The organism is Azotobacter chroococcum (assembly GCF_002220155.1).
GTDB classification, from domain to species: Bacteria; Pseudomonadota; Gammaproteobacteria; order Pseudomonadales; family Pseudomonadaceae; genus Azotobacter; species Azotobacter chroococcum.
The window spans coordinates 134,194-154,546 of sequence record NZ_CP011836.1 but is presented as its reverse complement, the minus strand read 5'-3'; the positions used below and the strand labels follow the sequence as shown (position 1 = coordinate 154,546).

Annotated in this window: 18 protein-coding genes and 3 pseudogenes; 9 read left to right on the top strand and 12 right to left on the bottom strand. The window is 63.4% G+C overall.

Annotated elements, in window-relative coordinates:
• Positions 1-73 precede the first annotated feature (73 nt).
• A complete protein-coding gene (locus ACG10_RS22095; protein WP_089170059.1) occupies positions 74-1,018 on the bottom strand; it encodes a LysR family transcriptional regulator in 945 nt (314 codons plus the stop codon).
• Between the two features lie 131 nt (positions 1,019-1,149).
• On the opposite strand from ACG10_RS22095, the gene ACG10_RS22090 reads away from it, so the two are divergent.
• Entirely contained in the window at positions 1,150-2,292 is a 1,143-nt protein-coding gene (locus ACG10_RS22090; RefSeq protein WP_089170058.1) for an RNA-guided endonuclease InsQ/TnpB family protein, read from the top strand.
• A 220-nt stretch (positions 2,293-2,512) separates the two neighbouring features.
• The gene (locus ACG10_RS22085) at positions 2,513-3,535 is read left to right on the top strand and encodes a zinc-dependent alcohol dehydrogenase family protein (RefSeq protein WP_089170057.1); all 1,023 of its coding nucleotides are present in this window, start codon (positions 2,513-2,515) and stop codon (positions 3,533-3,535) included.
• Between the two features lie 448 nt (positions 3,536-3,983).
• Here ACG10_RS22085 and ACG10_RS22080 read toward each other — a convergent pair whose 3' ends face one another.
• The 3 genes from ACG10_RS22080 to ACG10_RS22070 all read right to left on the bottom strand — a co-directional run bounded on the left by ACG10_RS22080 (position 3,984) and on the right by ACG10_RS22070 (position 6,248).
• Entirely contained in the window at positions 3,984-4,940 is a 957-nt protein-coding gene (locus ACG10_RS22080) for a quinone oxidoreductase family protein (RefSeq protein ID WP_089170056.1), read from the bottom strand.
• A 108-nt stretch (positions 4,941-5,048) separates the two neighbouring features.
• Positions 5,049-5,777, bottom strand: a complete 729-nt coding sequence (locus ACG10_RS22075) for a pirin family protein (protein ID WP_089170055.1) — start codon at positions 5,775-5,777, stop codon at positions 5,049-5,051.
• A 48-nt stretch (positions 5,778-5,825) separates the two neighbouring features.
• Entirely contained in the window at positions 5,826-6,248 is a 423-nt protein-coding gene (locus ACG10_RS22070) for a DoxX family protein (RefSeq protein WP_089170054.1), read from the bottom strand.
• 1,345 nt (positions 6,249-7,593) lie between these two features.
• Here ACG10_RS22070 and ACG10_RS22065 point away from each other — a divergent pair.
• Together ACG10_RS22065 and ACG10_RS22060 are read left to right on the top strand one after the other, a co-directional pair.
• Positions 7,594-7,953, top strand: coding sequence for a type II toxin-antitoxin system MqsR family toxin (locus ACG10_RS22065; RefSeq protein ID WP_089170053.1), 360 nt, complete (start codon positions 7,594-7,596; stop codon positions 7,951-7,953).
• A gap of 2 nt (positions 7,954-7,955) precedes the next feature.
• Positions 7,956-8,347 (top strand): annotated as a pseudogene (locus ACG10_RS22060) (type II TA system antitoxin MqsA family protein).
• A gap of 65 nt (positions 8,348-8,412) precedes the next feature.
• On the opposite strand, the pseudogene ACG10_RS22055 reads toward ACG10_RS22060, so the two are convergent.
• A pseudogene (locus ACG10_RS22055) lies at positions 8,413-8,697 on the bottom strand (tyrosine-type recombinase/integrase); the annotation flags it as partial.
• A gap of 148 nt (positions 8,698-8,845) precedes the next feature.
• On the opposite strand from ACG10_RS22055, the gene ACG10_RS22050 reads away from it, so the two are divergent.
• Entirely contained in the window at positions 8,846-9,391 is a 546-nt protein-coding gene (locus ACG10_RS22050) for a hypothetical protein (protein WP_089170052.1), read from the top strand.
• Positions 9,384-11,753, top strand: coding sequence for a TOTE conflict system archaeo-eukaryotic primase domain-containing protein (locus ACG10_RS22045; protein ID WP_089170051.1), 2,370 nt, complete (start codon positions 9,384-9,386; stop codon positions 11,751-11,753). Before ACG10_RS22050 ends, ACG10_RS22045 begins: the two co-directional genes overlap by 8 nt.
• Before the next feature lie 35 nt (positions 11,754-11,788).
• On the opposite strand, the gene ACG10_RS22040 is transcribed toward ACG10_RS22045, so the two are convergent.
• The 4 genes from ACG10_RS22040 to ACG10_RS22025 all read right to left on the bottom strand — a co-directional run bounded on the left by ACG10_RS22040 (position 11,789) and on the right by ACG10_RS22025 (position 15,709).
• Positions 11,789-13,339, bottom strand: coding sequence for an ATP-binding protein (locus ACG10_RS22040; protein WP_089170050.1), 1,551 nt, complete (start codon positions 13,337-13,339; stop codon positions 11,789-11,791).
• A gap of 96 nt (positions 13,340-13,435) precedes the next feature.
• The gene (locus ACG10_RS22035; protein WP_089170049.1) at positions 13,436-14,401 is read right to left on the bottom strand and encodes a tyrosine-type recombinase/integrase; all 966 of its coding nucleotides are present in this window, start codon (positions 14,399-14,401) and stop codon (positions 13,436-13,438) included.
• Positions 14,394-14,627: an AbrB/MazE/SpoVT family DNA-binding domain-containing protein gene (locus ACG10_RS22030; protein WP_089170048.1), complete on the bottom strand. Its 234-nt coding sequence runs from the start codon at positions 14,625-14,627 to the stop codon at positions 14,394-14,396. Before ACG10_RS22030 ends, ACG10_RS22035 begins: the two co-directional genes overlap by 8 nt.
• A 347-nt stretch (positions 14,628-14,974) precedes the next feature.
• A complete protein-coding gene (locus ACG10_RS22025; protein ID WP_089170047.1) occupies positions 14,975-15,709 on the bottom strand; it encodes an SDR family oxidoreductase in 735 nt (244 codons plus the stop codon).
• Between the two features lie 446 nt (positions 15,710-16,155).
• Here ACG10_RS22025 and ACG10_RS22020 point away from each other — a divergent pair, with 446 nt between their 5' ends.
• From ACG10_RS22020 to ACG10_RS22010, 3 genes and pseudogenes are all read left to right on the top strand, one after another.
• Positions 16,156-16,584 carry a DoxX family protein gene (locus ACG10_RS22020; RefSeq protein ID WP_089170046.1) on the top strand — a complete coding sequence of 143 codons (429 nt, stop codon included), beginning with the start codon at positions 16,156-16,158 and terminating at the stop codon, positions 16,582-16,584.
• Positions 16,585-16,644: 60 nt separating this feature from the next.
• The gene (locus ACG10_RS22015; RefSeq protein WP_089170045.1) at positions 16,645-17,568 is read left to right on the top strand and encodes an NADP-dependent oxidoreductase; all 924 of its coding nucleotides are present in this window, start codon (positions 16,645-16,647) and stop codon (positions 17,566-17,568) included.
• Between the two features lie 178 nt (positions 17,569-17,746).
• Positions 17,747-18,235 (top strand): annotated as a pseudogene (locus ACG10_RS22010) (flavin reductase family protein).
• Positions 18,236-18,250: 15 nt separating this feature from the next.
• On the opposite strand, the gene ACG10_RS22005 reads toward ACG10_RS22010, so the two are convergent.
• The 3 genes from ACG10_RS22005 to wrbA all read right to left on the bottom strand — a co-directional run bounded on the left by ACG10_RS22005 (position 18,251) and on the right by wrbA (position 20,259).
• Positions 18,251-19,120 (bottom strand): helix-turn-helix domain-containing protein, encoded by an 870-nt coding sequence (locus ACG10_RS22005; RefSeq protein ID WP_089170155.1) that lies wholly within the window; start codon positions 19,118-19,120, stop codon positions 18,251-18,253.
• Positions 19,121-19,257: 137 nt separating this feature from the next.
• Positions 19,258-19,689 (bottom strand): nuclear transport factor 2 family protein, encoded by a 432-nt coding sequence (locus ACG10_RS22000; RefSeq protein WP_332460702.1) that lies wholly within the window; start codon positions 19,687-19,689, stop codon positions 19,258-19,260.
• 54 nt (positions 19,690-19,743) lie between these two features.
• Entirely contained in the window at positions 19,744-20,259 is a 516-nt protein-coding gene (gene wrbA / locus ACG10_RS21995; protein ID WP_089170044.1) for an NAD(P)H:quinone oxidoreductase, read from the bottom strand.
• Between the last annotated feature and the right edge of the window lie 94 nt (positions 20,260-20,353).

The window sequence follows — 20,353 nt, the reverse complement described above, 5'->3', positions numbered from 1 at the left end:
GTCGTATGTATGCGTGTGCGGAGTCTGGGACGCGTGTCCGGCGGCGACGAATCGAATGTCGCGAAGTTGATTATCAGTCGGAGTGATGGGGCGGGTCTGTTTGGGTCAAACTGTCTGGATCGCCGCAGAAAATCTGGATACGCGAGCGCAGCCAGCGCTCGGCCGGGTCGTTGTCCTGAGCGCCCCGCCAGACCATGTGCAACTCGAAGGCGGGCGTCGCCAGGGGCAGCGCCTCGGCACGCAGACCGCCGACAGCGGTCAGGGCCGCGGCGGTGTAGTCGGGCACGCTGGCGACGATGTCGGTGCCGGCGAGCAGAGTGCCCAGACCGTTGAACTGGGGAACGGCCAGCACCACGCGGCGCGTACGGCCCAGTTTGGCCAACTCGTCGTCGATGAAACCGCAGAGGTCGCCGGCGAAGGACACCAGCGCATGGGGCCGCGCGCAGTAGTCGTCCAGGCTCAGCGCGCCGGGGATGGCATCGGCCCGCAGCAAGCGCGGCATGCTCCGGCGTAGCACCCGGCGTTTGGCATTGGCCGGCAACGCCTCCGTGTAGCCGACCCCCACCGAGATCTCGCCCGAAGCCAGTAACTGCGGCATCAGCAGGTAGTTGGCACGGCGCACCACCAGAGTGATGCTAGGTGCTTCGGCGCGCAGGCGGCGCAGTAGCGGTGGCAGCAAGGCGAACTCCACATCATCGGAGAGACCGATGCGAAACACGGTCGTACTGGTCGCCGGAGCGAAGTCGGCCGCCCGGCTGACGGCAGTGGAGATCGAGTCGAGAGCAGGGGAGAGCAGGGCGAAGATTTCCACGGCCCGGGTGGTCGGCTCCATGTTGCGGCCGGTACGGACGAAGAGCGGATCGTCGAACAGGTTGCGCAGGCGGGCCAGGGCTGCACTGATCGCCGGTTGGCCGAGAAAGAGCTTCTCCGCCGTGCGGGTCACACTGCGCTCGTGCATCAGCGTCTCGAAGACGATCAACAGGTTCAGATCGAGGCGACGCAGATCATTACGGTTCATCTGATTTTGCACGGGAAACCCCGGACTTCTAGTCCGGGGAGGGATAGCGCGGCGCTCGCAGAGCGCCCCTGTTCCCGCTTCCTCCGTTTCGGTGTGGCCATCTTCATATTGCGGATGGCAACATGTGATGCATGCACCGTGCGTACAAATACCGTTTCTACCCGACACCTGAGCAGGCGCAATTGCTGGCTCAGACGTTCGGCTGTACGCGCTTTGTCTATAACCATGTCCTGCGCTGGCGAACCGATGCATTCTTCCAGCGGCAGGAGAGGGGCGGGTATCTGGAAGCCAATGCGGAACTCACCAGGCTCAAGCGCTCCGGCGAGTTGCCGTGGCTGAACGAGGTGTCGTGCGTCCCGCTGCAGCAATGCCTTCGCCATCAGCAGGCCGCGTTCAGGAACTTCTTTGCGGGCCGCACGAAGTACCCGGCATTCAAAAGCAAGAAGCATCGCCAGTCCGCCGAGTTCACCCGGTCGGCGTTCAGCTACCGGGACGGCAAGCTGTACCTGGCCAAGTCCAGGACGCCGCTGGATATCCGCTGGAGCCGGCCGCTGCCTGGCGAGCCGTCCACCGTCACCGTTTCCAAAGACTCTGCAGGCCGGTACTTCGTGTCCTGCCTGTGCGAGTTCGAACCTGAGGCCTTGCCCGTCACGCCGCAGATGATCGGCATCGACCTGGGCCTGAAAGACCTGTTCGTCACCAGCGAGGGCGAACGCATCGGCAATCCCCGCCATATGGCCAGATACGCCACCCGGTTGGCCCTGGCGCAGCGCCGGCTGAGCAGGAAGAAGCTCGGCTCGAAGAACCGCGCCAAGGCCCGCCTGAAGGTGGCCCGTATTCACGCCAGAATCTCCGATTGCCGCATGGACCGCTTGCACAAGCTGTCCCGCAGACTGATCAACGAGAACCAAGTGGTCTGCGTCGAATCCCTCGCCGTGAAGAACCTGATCCGCAACCCGAAGCTGGGCAAAGCCATCGCCGATGCCGGCTGGGGCGAGTTCGCTCGCCAGCTGGAATACAAGGGTGGCTGGGCTGGAAGGCAGGTGGTCGGCATCGACCGCTGGTATCCCAGTTCCAAGCGTTGCTCGTGTTGCGGGCATATCCTTGAGCGACTGCCTCTGCAGGTCCGCTCCTGGAGCTGCCCGGAGTGCGGAACCGAACACGACCGCGACGTGAATGCCGCGATCAACATTAAAGCCGCCGGGCTGGCGGTGTTAGCCCTTGGAGAGAATGTAAGTGGCATTGGTCAAGTACCGCTGTCCGGTTCTCGGTGAATTGGGAATCCCCTTCCTTCAGGAAGGGGAGCAGTCAATCGTTTTGTCCGTTGGCTGGGGCAAAGGTGCAGGCCGGACCGCTACACGTCAAGGGTGGGGCCCGCCGGCACGGGGAGGCTGTGAATCAGCGGCGTGCATGTCGACTATCGAGGCGGGGTAGGTGGAGTTGCCTGGCCAGCCCGGCTAGAGTCGGGGTGATGACTTCGAGATGAGGTAGGCGATGTCCCGCATGATCCGTTTCCACGCGTTCGGCGATGCCGACGTGCTGCGTCTGGAGGAGTTGCCGACCCCGCGGCCGGGACCGGGCGAAGTGCTGGTGCAGGTGGAGGCGTTGGGCCTTGGCTGGCAGGACGTGCTGTGGCGGCAGAACCTCGCTCCGGAACGGGCGCGACTGCCGGCCGGCCTGGGTTATGAACTGGCCGGGCGCGTGGCGGCAATGGGCGAAGGCGTTGTCGATCTTGCGCTGGGCATGCCGGTCGCCAGTTTCCCGGCACACTCGCCGAACCGTTATCCGGCCTGTGGTGACTTGGTACTGATGCCCCGTACCAGCCTGACGGTCTATCCCGAGGTACTCTCGGCGCGAGAGGCAGCGGTGCACTACACACCTTACCTCTATGCCTACTTCGCCTTGGTCGGCCTGGCCCGGCTGCGCCCCGGCCAAAGGCTGCTGGTCACCGAGGCCGGACACTGCCTGGCGCCACAGGCAGTGCAACTGGCCAAGGCCCTTGGTGCCGAGGTGATCGCCGCCACCAGTAAGTCCGCGAGCCGGGAGTTTATCCGCCGGATGGGGGCCGACAAGGTCATCGTCACCGAGGAGCAGGATCTGGTGATGGAAGTGCAGCGCCATACGTGTGGCACGGGTGTCGAGGTGGTGCTGGACCAGTGTGGCGGGCCGCAGATGAAGCTGCTCGGTGATCTGGCTGCGCTGCGCGGCAAACTAATTCTCTATGGGCTCAATGGCGGCAACGATGCGAGCTTCCCGGCCTGCGCAGCCTTTCAGAAGCACCTGCAGTTCTTCCGCCACTGCATCCTGGATTTCACCGGCCATCCGGAGCTGGGCATAGAGCCCGACCGCGAGACCGTCCGGACGGCATTGCAGCAGCTCGACGAGCTGACTACGCAGGGATTGCTGCGGCCGCCCATCGATCGTGTATTCGCTTTTGAGGATTTCGTTGCAGCATATCGCTATCTGGAAAGCTGTCCTGATCGTGGGCGTGTGGTGCTCGAGTTGCCAGTTGGATGACTGCTCTCCGCCCTGGAGGGCGAGGCTTCTCACTTCTCAGGCTGCTGCAACCGGCGACACATCGGATTGACGCAAGCCTCGATGGGCAGAGACGGACAGTCCTTCCGCCTTAAACTTCAAAATGCCTTGCCGCTTGATGTTCAGGGCAGCAGCAACGATTCGCTTTGGTCCACGACCAGGTCGCCAACCTCCATCCTCGCGCGCCACATTTTCGGTCGGCTGCACATCAACAACGTGACAGTAGAGACATTCAGGCACCGCATCAGACTCATCACACGGCGCGTCGGCAGTCACAGCATGGCCCAGGCTGAACCGCCCCGGGTTTCCCGGAGGAAGAGAGGGGCTCCCGGGTTTAGGGGCAACGCCTTTACGCTCCGGTCGGCAAGCGCCTGCGCCGGGCCCGCGAAGCGCCTCGCAGGCCCGGCGGCGAGCGCCAAGCGGTCCTGGTTCAGGGAATCAGGATCACCTTCTCGCTGCGCCCTTCGTCGACGTCGGCATAACGCGCCGGGCCCTCGGCGAGGGAGGATTCGATCAATCCATCCGGAGCAGGCAGGGTACCGTCGTCGAAATGCCGGCCAAAGCGCTCCAGCATCCGCGCACATTCGGCGCAGCCATAGAGCAACGAGTTGACGCCGACCACCGAGCCGCCACGGCGATACAGGTCCAGCGCGGGCAACTGCACCTGGCCGTCGACCGGCGCCGCGATAATCGCGACGCGGCCAAAGGTCGCCAGCGCCGGAACCGCGGCGGCGAGCCAAAAGCCGGTGGTATCGAAGATCACCTGTGCGCCGCCCTCGAACACCTGTTCGACCTGGCTGGGCAGCGCTTCCGGAGTGGTCAGCGGCAGCGCTTCAAACCCCTTGGCCTGCAGAGCCCGCCGCTGTTCCTCACGGCGCGCCGCACCCAGCACGTGCGCACCACGCACCCTGGCCAGTGCCAGGGCCGCACGGCCCACCGCGCCAGCGCCGATCACCAGCAGCCGCGTGCCACGGCCCACGCCGCTACGTTCCAGGGCATCCCAGGCGGTGGTATAGGGCACGCCGAGGCCGGCGGCCTGGCTGAAACTCAGGGACGCAGGTTTGAGCGCCACGCCGTCGGCGGGCAGCTTCACGTAGGCGGCGTGGGCACCGTCGTTATAGAAGCCCAGCTCCTTGCCCGTCCCCCACACTGCTTTGCCCAGCAGATGCTGCGGACCTTGCACCACGACGCCGGCAAAGTCCCGGCCGGGAATCCGGGGCAGGGTGGTGTAGGGGAAACGTCCGAGCACGTTCTTCACGTCGCTCGGATTCAGTCCGCTGGCTCTGACCTCCACCAGCACCTCGCCGGCGGCGGGGACCGGTGTCGGCAGGTCGAGATAACGCAGCGCAGACAGATCGCCGGTTCGGGAAAATTGCAGTGCTTTCATGAGGACTCCTTCACGCTTCAAGGGGGCAGTGAGCGATGGGTGGCCGTTCCGGTTTTCGCCGGGCGCGGTATACCCGGCGCTGCCCGCAGGGGCCACTGTGGGTATTGTTCAGGGCATCCGCGGCAGTTCGTTGGGGCGCAGGTCGAAGACCAGCACCTCGGCCCGTTCGCCGTCGGCGAACTCCAGGCGCTCGGCGTGGCGGACGCGCAGGCCGTCGCCGGCTGCCAGGCGCTGGCCGTTGACTCTCAGCGCGCCGCGCGCCAGGTGCACGTAGGCGTGGCGCTGCCCGCCGAGTTCCAGGCTGGCCCGTTCCGCGCCGTCGAACAGCCCGGCGTAGACCCGGGCGTCCTGGTGGAGGCGCAGCGAGCCCCGCTCGCCGTCCGGCGAGAGGATCAGCCGCAGCCGGCCGCGCTTGTCCTCGGCGGCGAAGCGTTGCTGTTGATAGCCCGGCGTCACGCCCCGGACGGCCGGGACGATCCAGATCTGCAGGAAGTGCACCGGCTCGCGGGGCGAGGGGTTGTACTCGCTGTGGGCGATGCCGGTGCCGGCGCTCATCAGCTGGATGTCGCCCGGGCGGATCAGCGAGCCGTTGCCCAGGCTGTCCTGGTGCTCGAGGGCGCCGTCGAGCACGTAGGAGAGGATCTCCATGTCCCGGTGTGGATGCCGGCCGAAGCCCTGGCCGGCGGCGACGCGGTCGTCGTTGATCACCCGCAGGTCGGAGAAGCCGACCTGCTCGGGGTCGTGGTAGTCGGCGAAGGAGAAGCTGTGGCGGGATTGCAGCCAGCCGTGGTCGGCCTGGCCGCGCTCGCTGGAGCGGCGCAGTTCGTGGGTGTGCATGGCGGATTCCTCGGTCGGTGCGGCCCGGCCGGAGCCGGGCGGGAAGCTTCAGGCGTGGGCGATGCGGCGGCTGCGGTAGGCATCCAGGCTCAGGGCGCCGGCGCCGAAGGCGGCCACCTGCAGCAGGCCCCCGGCGATCGCCAGGTTCTTCAGGAAGTGGATGAACTGGTTCTGGTCGCCGAACTGGTTGTGGAAGGCCAGGGCTGTCGCCACCGTGAAGCCGGCCATCACGACGGCGACGAAGCGGGTGCGGTAGCCGAGCAGCAGCGCCGCGGCGAAGCCCAGCTCGATCAGCAGCGCGGCCGCCAGAGCCAGCGTGGGGAAGGGCATACCGGTGCTGCCGATGTAGCCGAGGGTGGCGGCCGGGGCGGCGGCCTTGCCCAGGCCGCTGACGATGAACAGCGAGCTCAGCAGGGCGCGGCCGGCGAAGGCAGTGGCGGTGTGGGTGGCGGTCGGGGTCGAAAGGGTCATGTCCGTGTCTCCGGGTAGGTAGGGGTGCCTTGTTCAGCACCATGAGCACAGACTAGTGTCTCCTCGCGATCCGATTAAGAGGCTGAAAAGTGCAATATTGTCCACTTAAAAGAGATAATAAGCCCGCGCGAGGACCTGTGCCGATTCGCCGCCGTGGCCGGGATGCGGGAGTGGGGACTCGTTTCGGCATGCGGAAAAACGGCCTGTCGAAGGCGAGCCGGGCTCAGGGGCTGGGGATGTTGGGATGGTGTCGGCGGCCCTGCCGTCTGGTTTTTCTTGTCAACACTCTTCTCGATGCAGCCGCCGTCCGTGGTCGGCCTGCGTCGTTCCGTCGACGCCTTGGGTCGGTTCAATCTGCCTATTGGGCGAACGCTCGATCTGCGGTAGGCGATGGCTGATGGATAGGGGCGCGCGCGTCCCGATCAGCGTTCAATCAGGGTAATCAGAAAGAGAGTCATCACCAGGCCAATGGGAAGGACGAGGAAATCCATAGCAAACCTCAACAGGTCCGCAACCATCGTTAATCATGGCCCCTCGTCGGCAGTGCGTCAGGCACGCCCCGTACAGCATGTTCGCGGCCCGCCGCCGCGAAGTACTTTTCGAGCGCGCACAAACAAAAACGGCGAGGGATCGCCTCGCCGTTCGTGTTCTTCCTTCCCTGAGCTCGTCATCCTGACGAAGTAGCCGCTTATCCTGCGACTGTCCCTTGGCCGCCATCCTGGTCAGCCTGCGTCGTTCTGTCGACGTCTTTGGGTGAGTTCAATCTACGCCGGTAGCCGTTTCGCGCCTATTGGGCGAATGCTCGATCTGCTGTAGGCGATGGCTTACAGGGCGCGCGGCTGGGCTGCTCACCAGCTTGCAGTGGCATTTTGCGATGCAAAAAAATCCCTCCGCATGAGGAGGGGAAAGGGTACTCGTGCAAGCCATGCACCTTCAATAATATGTATTTTATAGGGCATGCAGGCCGCGCTGGCAAATATTCAAAATATTTTTGCTATGCAAAAAAAATATCTATCTTTCCACCTCCTGGGTGGAGAGGCTGCATTAGCGAACGCACAGGCATGGTACTGCAACCGAAGCGGTGTTTACTCGCGACGCCAGATGCGAGTAATGTGCTCTGGCGTTCAGTAGCCGTAGGGAAACCTGTGCTGCCACGCCGTTGGGGCCCCCGGTTCTGTCGAAAGGCTGGCCGGGGGCTTTTCTTTTCAGTAGATGGCGTGAGCGGAGAGGCCGATGCACCGCCCCCGAGTAGGTGCAACGATCCTGGGGGGCCCGCAGAATGCGGACAAGATTGTTCGCCAAGGCAATTGGCCAACTTGCCAGATATATAACCTATTAGGTTAATTTGCGGTTATGGAGAAAAGAACGCCCCCACTGCAAGCTATCCGCCATCAAAGCTTTGATCGAGGTGGGCAAGGTACGTACCACGCATGCTGCGCGAGTTGGTGCGAATGAGTTGGGGCTTGGGCTTGGGCTTGGGCTTGGGCTTGGGCTTGGGCTTGGGCTTGGGCTTGGGCTTGGGCTTGCCGACATGCTGGCCGTGGTGATGGCGCTTACGCCAGCGGATTTCTACAAGAGCATGACCACTCACGCCGATCACACGGTCTGGCAAGACGTGTACCGCCCAAGTACGCAGGCCGGCGACGTATATCTGAAGCTGACGGTCATTGATGACGTGCTGATCGTTTCCTTCAAGGAGCTATGAACATGAAATGTCCCTTCTGCGGCGCGGCGGAACTGATCCACGACACCCGCGACCTGCCCTATACCTATAAGCCGTCCTTGCTGCGGTGACGGGCGATTTCTGCCCGGCCTGCGCCGAGCCTGTCCTGGACGCTGTAGAGTCGGATCGCGTCATGCGCGAAATGCGCGCTTTCTCGAAGCAGGTCAATGCAGCCATTGTCGATCCTGGTTTTATCGCTGCTGTGCGCAAGAAACTCGCGCTCGACCAGCGTGAAGCGGCCGAGATTTTCGGCGGCGGCGTCAATGCGTTCTCGCGATATGAGACTGGCAAGACCAAGCCGCCATTGGCGTTGGTAAAGCTGCTCAAGGTGCTTGATCGTCATCCGGAGCTACTGAACGAAGTCAGAACGGCATAAGTCATTTGCCCGGTTTAGGTACACCCTAAGCGGATGGCCTGATCATGGCCAGTACGCTGCTCTGTTCAGTACCGTATCTTGAAGGTGGGCGAATCCTCCGCCCGCATGTGCCGGCGGTTGTAGAGCCGGGTGGTGCTGATTTTGGCGCGGCCTAGCCACTGCTGGACCTTGGCGATGTCCGCCTCGTGCTCGAGGGCGGCGGTGGCGCGCAGGCCGTGGCCTTCGTCCGTGATGCCGGGGACCCAGGCGTAGGCGCCGACCAGGGCATAGATACCCTCGGCAGAGCTCCTGGCGCCGGTCCTTTTCCCGCGCAGCGGCAGGAACAGCGGCGCTTTGGGGTCCATGAGATGCGGGCAAGGTATCGGCCGAGATCATGCCGAGAGCGAGTTCGAAAAGTACCGCATCGTGCAGGACCGCTTGTGCGAGAGCGACTTCGACCGGGCGATCAAAACAGATTGAGGGTGGGAGCCCAGCCCGCGACGAGGGGGAATAACACCCATGGCCACCAAGAAAACCGCCCCGAGTTGGAGCGACGTTAAAGCCAAACTGGCCGATTTCGACCGCGCCGGACTGATCGGACTCATACAAGACCTGTACGCCGCCAACAAGGACAACCAGGCGTTCTTGCACGCGCGCTTCGCACTCGGCGGCGATGTGCTCAAGCCTTACAAAACGACTATAGCTCGCTGGCTGTGGCCTGATGTATTCAAGAATCAGGACACCTCGGTGGCCAAGGCCAAGAAAGCCATTTCGGACTACAAGAAGGCCATCGGCCCATCAGAGGGCTTGGCGGAGCTGATGGTGTTCTATTGCGAGCAAGCGGCCGGTTTCAGTAGCGACGTGGGCCTGCAGGACGAGGGCTATTTCAATGCGCTGGTGCTGATGTTTGAGCAAGCGCTGACGATCATTGCGACTTTGCCCGATGGGCAGCGACCAGCCCTTTGGGGGCGGCTGGATGAGGTGAGGCACATCAGCCACGATTTTGGCTATGGCGTCGGCGATGACATGGACAAATTGCTGATCGAGCACGGAGTCGATGGCTGAACAGGAGACGCTCGCAGCCGTGCTGGCCGAGAACGCTCGCCTGATCGCGCTGCTTGAATCACACGGCATCGAGTGGCGCCTTTCGCCGTCCCAGCCGGCTCCAGGGGTAGCAGCACCGGAGCCGTCCAGGCTGTCCACCACTGAAAAGGTGACCCTGTTCCGGCGACTGTTTCGCGGGCGCATGGATGTGTATCCGGTTCGCTGGGAAGGCAAAACCTCGGGCAAGTCGGGCTATGCGCCAGCCTGCGCCAACGAGTGGCGTGCCGGTGTGTGTGAGAAGCCCCGTATCAAGTGTGGTGACTGCGGCAAGCGACTGCTGATCCCGCTGTCCGACGCGGTGATCTATGACCATCTGGCCGGTGCGCACACGGTCGGCGTCTATCCGCTGCTGGAGGACGACACCTGCTACTTTCTGGCGGTCGATTTCGATGAGGCCGACTGGAGAGATGACGCGCGTGCTTTCATGCAGTCCTGCGAGGAGCTGGGCGTGCCGGCTGCGCTGGAAATTTCCCGCTCCGGGCAAGGCGCGCACGCATGGGTATTCTTCGCCAGCCGCGTTTCTGCCCGCGATTCCCGGCGACTGGGTACGGCCATCATCAGTCACACCTGCACGCGCACCCGGCAACTGAAGCTGGAGTCCTACGACCGGCTGTTCCCCAACCAGGACACTATGCCCAAAGGCGGCTTCGGCAACTTGATCGCGCTGCCGCTGCAAAAGTGGCCCAGGGAGAGCGGCTTCAGTGTGTTCGTTGATGCCGATCTGCGCCCGCATCCTGACCAGTGGGCTTTCCTGGCGGCGATCCGGCCGATGCCTGCTCACGACATCGAGCCGACCATCCTGCGTGCTACCGGTGGCGTCCATCCCTTGGATGTCACCTTCATCGACGATGAGGATCTGGCTACGCCGTGGAAGCGCGAGAGCGCATCGCCCAAGAAACTATCCGGTGCGATGCCGCCATCGCTCACGGTGACGTTGGCGAACCTGATCTATTTCGAGAAGGCGCAACTCCCCCAAGCGCTGGCCAATCGCCTGATCCGGCTGGCCGCCTTCCAAAACCCCGAGTTCTATAAGGCCCAGGCCATGCGCATGTCGGTGTGGGGCAAGCCGCGTGTCATAGGCAATGCTGAAAACTTCCCCCAACACATTGCTCTGCCTCGCGGCTGTCTTGATGCAGCAATGGACTTGCTGCGCGACAACAGCATCGCCTGCGATCTGCATGACGAGCGATTTGGCGGCGAGATCATCGATGTGGTCTTCGCTGGCACCTTGCACCTTGACCAGGAAACTGCCGTTTCGGCCATGCTGCATCACGACACCGGGGTCCTGTGCGCGCCAACAGCATTCGGCAAGACCGTTACCGCCGCCGCGCTGATCGCTCGCCGGGGCGTGAACACCCTGGTGCTGGTGCACCGCACCGAGTTGTTGAAACAATGGCAAGAGCGCCTGCAAGTCTTTCTCGGCGTAGGCAAGGGCGTGGTCGGCACCATCGGTGGTGGCAAGGCCAAACCCACCGGGAAGATCGATATCGCTGTGATGCAGTCGGTATCCCGGCAGGGCGAGGTCAATCCGCTGGTTGAGCACTACGGGCAGGTGATCGTGGACGAGTGCCATCACGTTGGCGCCGTGTCATTCGATGCCATCCTGAAGCGAACCAAGGCGAGGTTCGTGCTCGGCCTTACGGCAACCCCAATTCGCCGCGATGGTCAACAACCGATCATCTTCATGCAGTGCGGGCCGATCCGGTACACAGCAGCTAAGCCGGCAGGTGCACCCCATGACTTAGAGGTGCTGCCGCGAACACGTTTCTCACGGATCGACTTGCCGCACGAGGCGGGCATCCAGGATGTGTTCCGGCATCTGGCCGATGACCAGGCCAGGACCGAAGCTATTGCCACCGAAGTCCGTGACGCGTTTCAGCAGGGTCGCAAAGTGCTGGTGCTGACCGAGCGTACCGAACACCTCGACGCTATTCGGATTGCACTGGAAAAACAAATACCGGAGCTGTTTATGCTGCACGGCCGGATGTCCAAGAAACAGCGTGCAGCGCTGATCACGGCACTGGACGCCTTACCGCCCGACGCGCCGCGCGTACTGCTGGCCACGGGCAAACTGGTCGGCGAAGGCTTTGACCATCCGCCCCTCGACACACTGGTGCTGGCGATGCCCGTCTCCTGGAAAGGCACGCTGCAGCAATACGCCGGTCGTCTGCATCGAGAGCACGCCTGCAAGACCGATGTGCGCATCATCGATTTCGTCGATACTGGACATCCGGCACTGCTGCGGATGTGGGAGAAACGTCAGAGCGGGTACCGGGCGATGGGGTACCGCATGGGGATGGGAGCCGACCAGTTGGACAGTTGACCACTTGCCGTCTGGAGTGAGTCCCGCACAGAAGGTTACTTGTCCTGTTGTACCTCGAAACCCACCACGCTGCGCTGCCGATGGCTGAACTCCACGCCGATCAGATAGATCGGCTCGCCGCGGGCGCGGTACTTCTCAGCATAACCACGCTCTTGGATCTGCTGCAGCGCCTTGCCCTTGGCTACCAGTTCTACCACCTTGAACTCGAAGAGGTAGACGCTGCCGTTGAACAGCACCGTCATGTCGATGCGTCCGTGGCTGGTGGTGTCCTCCAGACGGATGTCGAGCCCCAGCGCAGCGAAGTGGCTGTAGAACACGCTGGCCCAGTAGCCCTCGAACTGGGCGATGGGGCTATTGCGATACCAGTCATGGGGAATGCTGGCGAAGAAGGCGGTGAACAGCTGCTGCAAGCCGGTGAAGTCGTTGGCCAGCAGCAGGCGGTAGAGCTGTCCGGTCTGTCGCCCAGGAAGTGAAGGGTCTCCGGTCAGTCCCTCCAGCAGGGCGCCGTTCAGGCTGGCCTGTACCTCGAGGTTGGGGTACTTCAGGGTGTACTCGGTGCGCGCGCCCATGGATAGGAGGCTGTCGACCGTCAGGTAGCCGGTCTGGAACATCAGGGCCTCGACCGGCATGCAGTCGACGTCAAAGCTGGAGAGCAGCGTTTCCATCGCCACCAGCCGGCCCAGGTCGGGAGAAAAGACGCGCTTGGCCAGCAGCTGGTCGATCAGGAAGGTCGGTGTGCCGGTCTCGAACCAGTAGGGGTGGAACTGGCGTTTCTGGAACAGCAGCAGAAGATCGAAGGGGTTGTAGACCGAGGTGCCGGCCCAATTGTAGCCGTTGTACCAAGTGCGGATCTCGTCGCGGTCCAGCCCTGCCAGCTCGGGGGCGAATACGGTATCCACGTCCTCGTCCGTGTAGCCACAGATCGCCGAGTAGCCCCCGTCCAGGGTGATGTCGTTGAGATTGTTTAGCCCGGAGAACAGGCTGACCTTGCTGAACTTGGACACGCCGGTGAGCATGGCGAAGCGGAGGTGCGCATCGCTGTCCTTGATCACCGAGTAGAGGTTGCGTAGGCCATCGCGCATCTCGCGGGCTGTCTCGGGCCGGGTGAAGTTGTCGAGAATCGGTTTATCGTATTCGTCGACCAGTACGACCACGCGCTGCCCGTGCACCCGCTCGGTTTCGCGGATCAGTTCGGCGAAGCGACTGGGGATGTCCGTCGCCTTGAAGGTAGCCAGCCCGAGGCGTTGGGCGTTGACCTCCAGCAGGTTGCCGATGCGGGTCTCCAGCGCGGCAAGGCTCTGCAGAACGCCCCCACCAAAGCTGATACGGATCACCGGGTAACGCCGGTTCCAGTCCCAATGCTCATGGATGGCCAGGCCACGAAACAGCGGTTCATTGCCGGCGAACAGCTCGGCGAGAGTGTCGAGAAACAGGCTCTTGCCGAAGCGCCGTGGGCGGGAGAGGAAGTAGTACTTGCCCTCATCGAGCAGCTGCTGGGCAATGCCGGTCTTGTCGACGTAGTAGTAGCCCTCCTCGCGAATCTCGCGGAAGGTCTGGATACCGATGGGCAGCTTCTTGCGGGACATGACAGGCAACCTGAAGACAGATGTGGCGATTGTAGACGCTGGAGGGCGACGGAGGTTGTCTGCGTCCCTGCCAGGAGAGCGCTTCCGCGGGCGTACTCAGTACCGCACCTTGAAGGTAGGCGAATCCTCCGCCCGCAGATGCCGGCGGTCATAGAGCCGGGTGGTGCTGATATTGGCGTGGCCCAGCCACTGCTGGACCTTGGCGATGTCGGCCTCGTGCTCGAGGGCGTTGGTGGCGGCGGTGGCGCGCAGGCCGTGGACGCCGAGGCCCTCGACCGTGATGCCGGCGGCCCTGGCGTAGGCGCCGACCAGGGCGTAGATGCCCTCGGCGGAGATCCCCACCCCGGTTTTCTTGCCGCGCAACGGCAGAAACAGCGGCGCCTGGGGTTCCACGCGGTGGTGTCCCGAGGCCTCGAGGTAAAGATGGATCCGCTCGGCGGCGACCGGGTGCAGCGGCAGGTAGCGCAGCTTGCCGCCCTTGCCGTGGACGCGCAGGTGCTTGAGGCCGCGGCGGTCCTGGAGGTCGTGGACCGCCAGGCGGGCGGCTTCCTCGCGGCGCAGGCCGTGATAGAGCAGTACGGCGAGCAGCGCCCGGTCGCGCTGGCCCTTCAGGGTGGCGGGATCGGGGGCGTCGAGCAGGGCGCGGGCCTGATGGTCGCCGAGAGCCGGAGTCTTGCCTTCATTCGTTTCGAGCTTAGGCCGCTTGACGCCATGCACTGGATTGCCGCCGGCGACGGCGTTGCAGTCGAACAGGCTGGTGAGGGCGGCGAGCTTGCGGCGGATCGTGGCTGCGGACAGACCGCGCGCCTCCAGGTGCTTGCGCCAGGCGAGGACATGGGCGCGGGTCACCTCGCGGAATTGCTCCGGTGCCTGCAGGCCGACGAAGGCGCAGAAGTCGGCGAGGTCGCCCCGGTAGGCGCGGCGGGTGCGCGGGTTGTCGAGGTTGGCGAACCACTCGGCGGCGGACGGCACCGTGGCGAGGCCCTGGAACTGGGCGGCGGTGAGGCGGCGTTCGGCCGGCGTGACGGACGACAGGCCGGTTTCGGGGGGCAGCTTATTCATGCCGGTCGTCCTTTTCGGCGCGATCCCATTGCTCGAGCAGCTCGTCGAGCCGGTCCGGAAGCTTCGGCGTCCTGGAGAGGACCCAGCAGCGGGTGGTGCCGACATACTCCTCGATCAGGTACAGCGAATCGCCGACATCCACGCCCAGTTCCTGCAGCGCCTCATCCGGGAGGCGGATGGCTCCGTCGCCGTCCCAGTCCTCGATCACAATCCGGCGGGTGTCCATGCGCTGCTCCTGGGACTGAAAAATTCACGATAAACGGTTTTATCACACATAGCCGGAGCGGCAAGCGGGGGGACGCGCCGGCCGGCAGAAGCGGGGAACGGGGACGCGGCAGGTGAGAAGGGCGTTCCGCCTTCGTCCTCCAGGAGTGAGAAGGATGCTTCAGCCCAAGCGAGGCGGCACCGTCCCAGACTCCGCAGCGGGCAGGAAGCGGCCCAAAGCGGACGTCTGGCTTTTAAGCATGTCTTCTTTATCTATGCTGGGATGCCGAGTAGACCGCCGCCCCTGCCGTTTCTTTGGAAGCGGCTTCCTGCCTGGCATGAGCGGTGAGGCACGGGTCGAGAGCGGTCTCAATGCGGACTCGCGGTAGGCCGAACCACGATTTCGCTCACATCCACGTCGTTGGGCTGATCGATTGCATAGACAAGCGCCCGCGCAATCGCATTCGGGGTCAACGCAACTCGGCGGAACGCCTTCATTTCCTCGCGCGCCGCTTCGTCGGAAATCGAGTCAGCCAGCTCGGACTCGACCACGCCCGGGCAGACTACCGTTACGCGGATTTTGTCTGTTTCCTGCCGCAGGCCATCCGAAATGGCTCTTACGGCGAACTTGGTGGCGCAATACACCGCGGCGGTAGGAAATACCGTGAGCCCGCCGATCGAAGAAATGTTGATGACCTGACCGTGCCCCTGGGCTTCCATCGTCGGCAGCACAGCGGCAATGCCGTGCAGCACGCCGCGGACGTTTACGTCCAGCATCCGGTTCCATTCAGCCACCTTCAGGGATGAGAGCGGTGACAGCGGCATGACCCCGGCGTTGTTGATGATGACGTCGATCTTGCCGAATTCTGCCTTGGCGAAATCGGCAAACGCCTGCATGTCGGTATGATCAGTGACATCCAGGGCGCGGCATCTCGCCGAGCCACCTTGCGCATTGATATCCGCCACAAGCATCTCCAGCCGATCGGTACGGCGCGCGCCTAGCACGACATGGGCGCCCTTGGCGGCGATGAGCCTTGCAGCAGCCTCGCCAATCCCGCTGCTTGCACCTGTGATCAATACGACCTTGCCTTGAATGTTCGACATAACCGGATCTCCTCGCTTGAAATCATCACTGTGGGCTCAGCTCCTTCCTCCTGCGCGATGTGCTGGTGGATCGAACTGAGTACGGTGCGATGCTAGGGAAGAGCGGCGAACGGGCGAATGCCGATACCTCCACGGCGCTTGCCTATTTCTGCCTGGCCGGTTGCTGGATAGCGAGGTGTCGGGGGCAGTGAGGCCAATGAACCAGGCGTGAGGGGCCTGCGTATCGTGCCGTCAGGTCAGCCTGTATGGGGTTGTGGGCCCATGCTGGATCGGATCTCTTGCAGTCCGGGTGGGGTCGTGCGAAAGCGAGTGTCGGGCCCTCTGCTAGTTCGAATTAATCGAATCTACTCTTCGATATTAGCCGTCTATTTAGATAAGAGAACTGCGCGCAGAATTCTCCTCATTGCGGCTCACCAGGGGGGTGAGTCCTTGAAGAGGAAACAGCCATGACGCAATCCATTGCACTCTCCAGCGCCACCGACAGCTCTGTCACGCTCTCCGCTTCGGTCTCACTTGCCGGTCGCGTGCTGCTGAGCGCCATCTTCGTGCTCTCGGGAATCTCCAAGGTCAGCGCCCCTGCTGGCATGATCGGCTATATCGAATCGGTCGGCCTGCCGTTTCCGACCCTGGCCCTCGCGATTGCCATCCTTGTGGAAGTGGTAGGCGGCATCGCCTTGATCCTGGGTTACCGCACTCGCCTGGTTGCCGCGGGGCTCGCGCTGTTCAGCGTCGCCACCGCCCTCGCGTTCCACAACGAGCTGGCCGACCAGAGCCAGTTCATCCACTTCTTCAAGAACATCGCCATGGCCGGTGGGCTGCTGCAGGTGGCCGCCTTCGGCGCCGGTCGTTTCAGCCTGGATGCACGTCGCACCTAATCCTGCGCCGGCTCCTGTTACCGGCTCCTTCAAGCAGCTCTCAACTTTTCGAGGTGACACATGAAAGCGATTCGCGTAGCGCAATACGGGCAACCAGAGGGTTTCGTGTTCGAGGAACTGCCTTCGCCGGTGCCGGGCAAGGGTGAGGTACTTATCGAAGTGGCAGGCAGTGGGGTCAATCCGATCGACTGGAAGGTTCTCTCCGGTGCAATGAAAGCCTTCATCCCGCTGGAGCTGCCCTACACGCCGGGCGTCGAGGTAGCCGGTCGAGTGGCGGCGGTAGGCGACGACGTTCGCGGCTTCTCCGTGGGTGACGAGGTGTTCAGTTTCATCAATATTGTCGGTGGTTACGCCACCGAGGTTCTGGCCAGCGCGGACCGTCTCGCCCATCGACCGGGCCGGTTGTCGGCCCTGCAGGCAAGTGGCGTTCCGGCTGTGGCGCTGACCGCCTGGCAAGCGCTGCATGAGCATGCGCAGATCAAGCCAGGGCAGACGGTGCTGATCCACGGCGCCGCTGGCGGGGTCGGCAGCATGGCGGTGCAGATGGCGCGGATCGCTGGCGCCACCATCATTGCCACGGCCTCGGCGCGCAACCATGAGTACCTGCGGGAGCTAGGTGCCTCTCAGGTGATCGACTACACCCAGACGCCGTTCGAGACCGTCGTGGACTCGGTCGATGTCGTGCTGGACCTGGTTGGTGGCGATACGCAGACACGTTCATGGTCGGTACTGAAACCTGGGGGTGTACTGGTTTCCCCAGTGAGCCCGCCTGACGCCGCACAGGCAGAGGCGGTCGGCGCAACGGGCAAGCATTTCGCGGCACGCTCCGATGGCGCTCAGCTTCAGAAGATCGCCGCGTTGTTCGAGACGGGCGACCTGGTGATCGAAGTGGAAGTGTTGCCCTTATCCCAAGCCGAAGGCGCGTTGCGCAAGAGCTGGGGGCGGCACACACGTGGCAAGCTGGTCCTCGATGCCAGTTTGTAAACGCGGCGCGTCGCAGACAGCTGGCCAAGCCGGGCGATTGCCCGGCTTTTTTCGTCCGCAATTTCGCGACATCGCCGGCAGGCCCGCAACAGACGGCAGGTCGAGCCTGCGAGAGACTGACCCTCATCGCGGGCCGCAAGGCGAACCGCGATATCCACGACGCGAGAGGAGATAGCTGATGTCCAGACTCGAAAAATCCGATTACCCGCTGACTGAGATTCGCCGCCATCTCGAGACCGGCCCCATCGTGCTGGTCACCTCCGCCTGGCAGGGCGAAACCAACATCATGACCATGGGCTGGCACCTGATGATGCAATTCAGCCCTGCGCTCTTTGACTGCTACATCTGAGAAGGCAACCACAGCTACGAGTTGATACGCCGCAGTCGCGAGTGCGTGATCAACGTGCCCACGGCTGACTTGGTCGATGCGGTCGTTTGCGTCGACAACAGCTCGGGAAGGTCGTCGAACACGTTCGAGACGTGCGGATTGAGCGCAGCGCTTGCCAGCCGTGTGGATGCGCCCCTGATCGAGGAGTGCTATGCGAATTTCGAATGCCGCTTGGCTGATGATCGGCAGATAGACGAGTACAGCCTGTTCATCTGGGAATTCCGGGTGGCCGGTCAGGTGCTAGCTCTGAGCGAGCGCTTCAGGCCGCAGAACCTGTAAGGCCCGGGGCGAGCATCACGCCTGGCGATAGGCCCTGGGCGTGACGCCCACCTCGCGGCGAAATACCTGGGAGAAATGGCTCGGGCTCGAGTAGCCGACCTCCATTCCGATGTCGATGATGCTGCGGTCCGTTTCGAGCAGCAGATGGCGGGCGCGCGCCATGCGCAGGCGGATGAAGTACTGCGAGGGCGACAAGCCGGTGGCGCGCTTGAACATCCGGCTGAAGTGGTACTCGCTCAGATCCGCGATTTCGGCCAGGTGTGTCAGGCTGAAGTCGTCGGCCAGGCGCTCACTCATCGCTTCGATGACGTGCCGCAGCTTGTACGCCTGCAGCGCATTGCCGCGCCTGGCAACGCTGTGCGGATCAAGGTAGGTGCGAACCAGATGCACGGCCAGCGCCTGCGCCAGGCTACGTGCGAACAGCGGGCTGGGCTGGCGCTCGCTGATCAGCTCGATGCGCAGCTGATCCAGCATGAACCTCACCCGTTCATCCCGTGCACCGGACACATCGAGAAAGGTCACCGGGGTGGCGTGTTTGCCCAGCAGATCCCGTGCAGCCTGATCGATCAGTGGCAGGCCGAGATACAGGTGCATCACCTCGAAGATATCGCCGTCCTGTGTTTGCCAGCGCATCTCATACGGCTCGCTGGTGTTGGTGAGGAAGAAATCGCCGGCCTGAACGTTGGCGGCTTCCCATTCCCCGCCGAGGGAGCGTTCTTCGATGTTGGCGGCGCCGGCCAGCACCAGCACCAGCAGCGGTTCCACCACGGCGGGAACCAATATCGGCTCGACGATGGTGTGATGGGTGAACAGCTGCACCACCACATCCTGCATCTGCGGGCGCGGCGGCAAGGCCTGCTGCTCGCCAGGCAGATAATGCAGCATCGATTCGGCGGTGATGCGTTGGGCATCACTCAGTGGCGGTACATCCGGTTCGGTCTGGTACACAGCATGCTCCCATCGGCAAAGCCCTCAAGCGAGGGCTGCGATCGATAGGGTAGCGCAGGGATGGGCAGCCTCGATTAGGTCGACCCGACCAGTGCAGGAATAGGCGCATCCAGCGCAATGGCGGCCCGGACCGGGTCGAAGTATTCGCGGATGAAGGCCAGCTTGCCGTTTTCGACGCGGACGAACAGCACGTAGTCCTGCTGGTAGAGACGTCCGGTCGGCTTGATCAAGCCCTCGGCCTTGACCTCGGCGCTCGCCTCGGAGGGGGCCGCGCCGGGGTGCACCTTCAGGTCATGGAAGCGGAAGTTCTCCACGGCGCCGACAAACCAGCCGACGTGGCCGAGCACCTGATCGCGCCCACTGAGGCGGGCCGGATGACCGAGCGCAGGCGCGAACGGCAGCTCCCACACCAGGTCGTCGGCGATCAGCGTCTTCCACCGTTCGTGGTCATCGACAAAGGTTTCGAAATGCAGGTGCAACAGCTGCTCAGCAGTATTCATGGTCATCGCTCGTTTCAGTAACAGAAGGGAAAGGGCTCGCCATTGGGCAAGTTTCGACCATCAGCCGAACAGCTTGGTGGCGGTCTTGGCGATCAGTTCACCCTGGTGGCGGGCGCCGGCCAGTTCGGTTTCGCTGGGCTGACGGGAGCCGTCGCCGCCGGTGATGGTGGTCGCGCCATAAGGTGCACCGCCGATCACTTCGGAAACGCCCATCTGGCCCTGGTGGCTATACGGCAGGCCGACAATGGTCATGCCGAAGTGCAGCAGGTTGGTGATGATCGAGAAGAGCGTGGTTTCCTGGCCGCCATGCTGGGTGGCGCTGGAGGTGAACGCGCCACCGACCTTGCCATTCAGCGCGCCGCGCGCCCAGAGCCCGCCGGCCTGATCGAGAAAGGCCGCCATCTGGCTGCTGATGCGACCGAAGCGCGTGCCGGTGCCGACGATGATCGCGTCGTACTGTTCCAGCTCGGCGACCGTCGCGACCGGCGCCCCCTGGTCCAGCTTGAAGTGCGCGCCCTTGGCGATTTCCTCGGGCACCGTTGCCGGGATGCGCTTGACGTCTACAACCTTAGCCATGTGATGCCTCCATTTAGGTAGTTGCCAACGGCGCCGTCGCCGAGATGGAGGCAATGTCGCACGGCAATATGATCGACAAAAGGCGACTAATTTC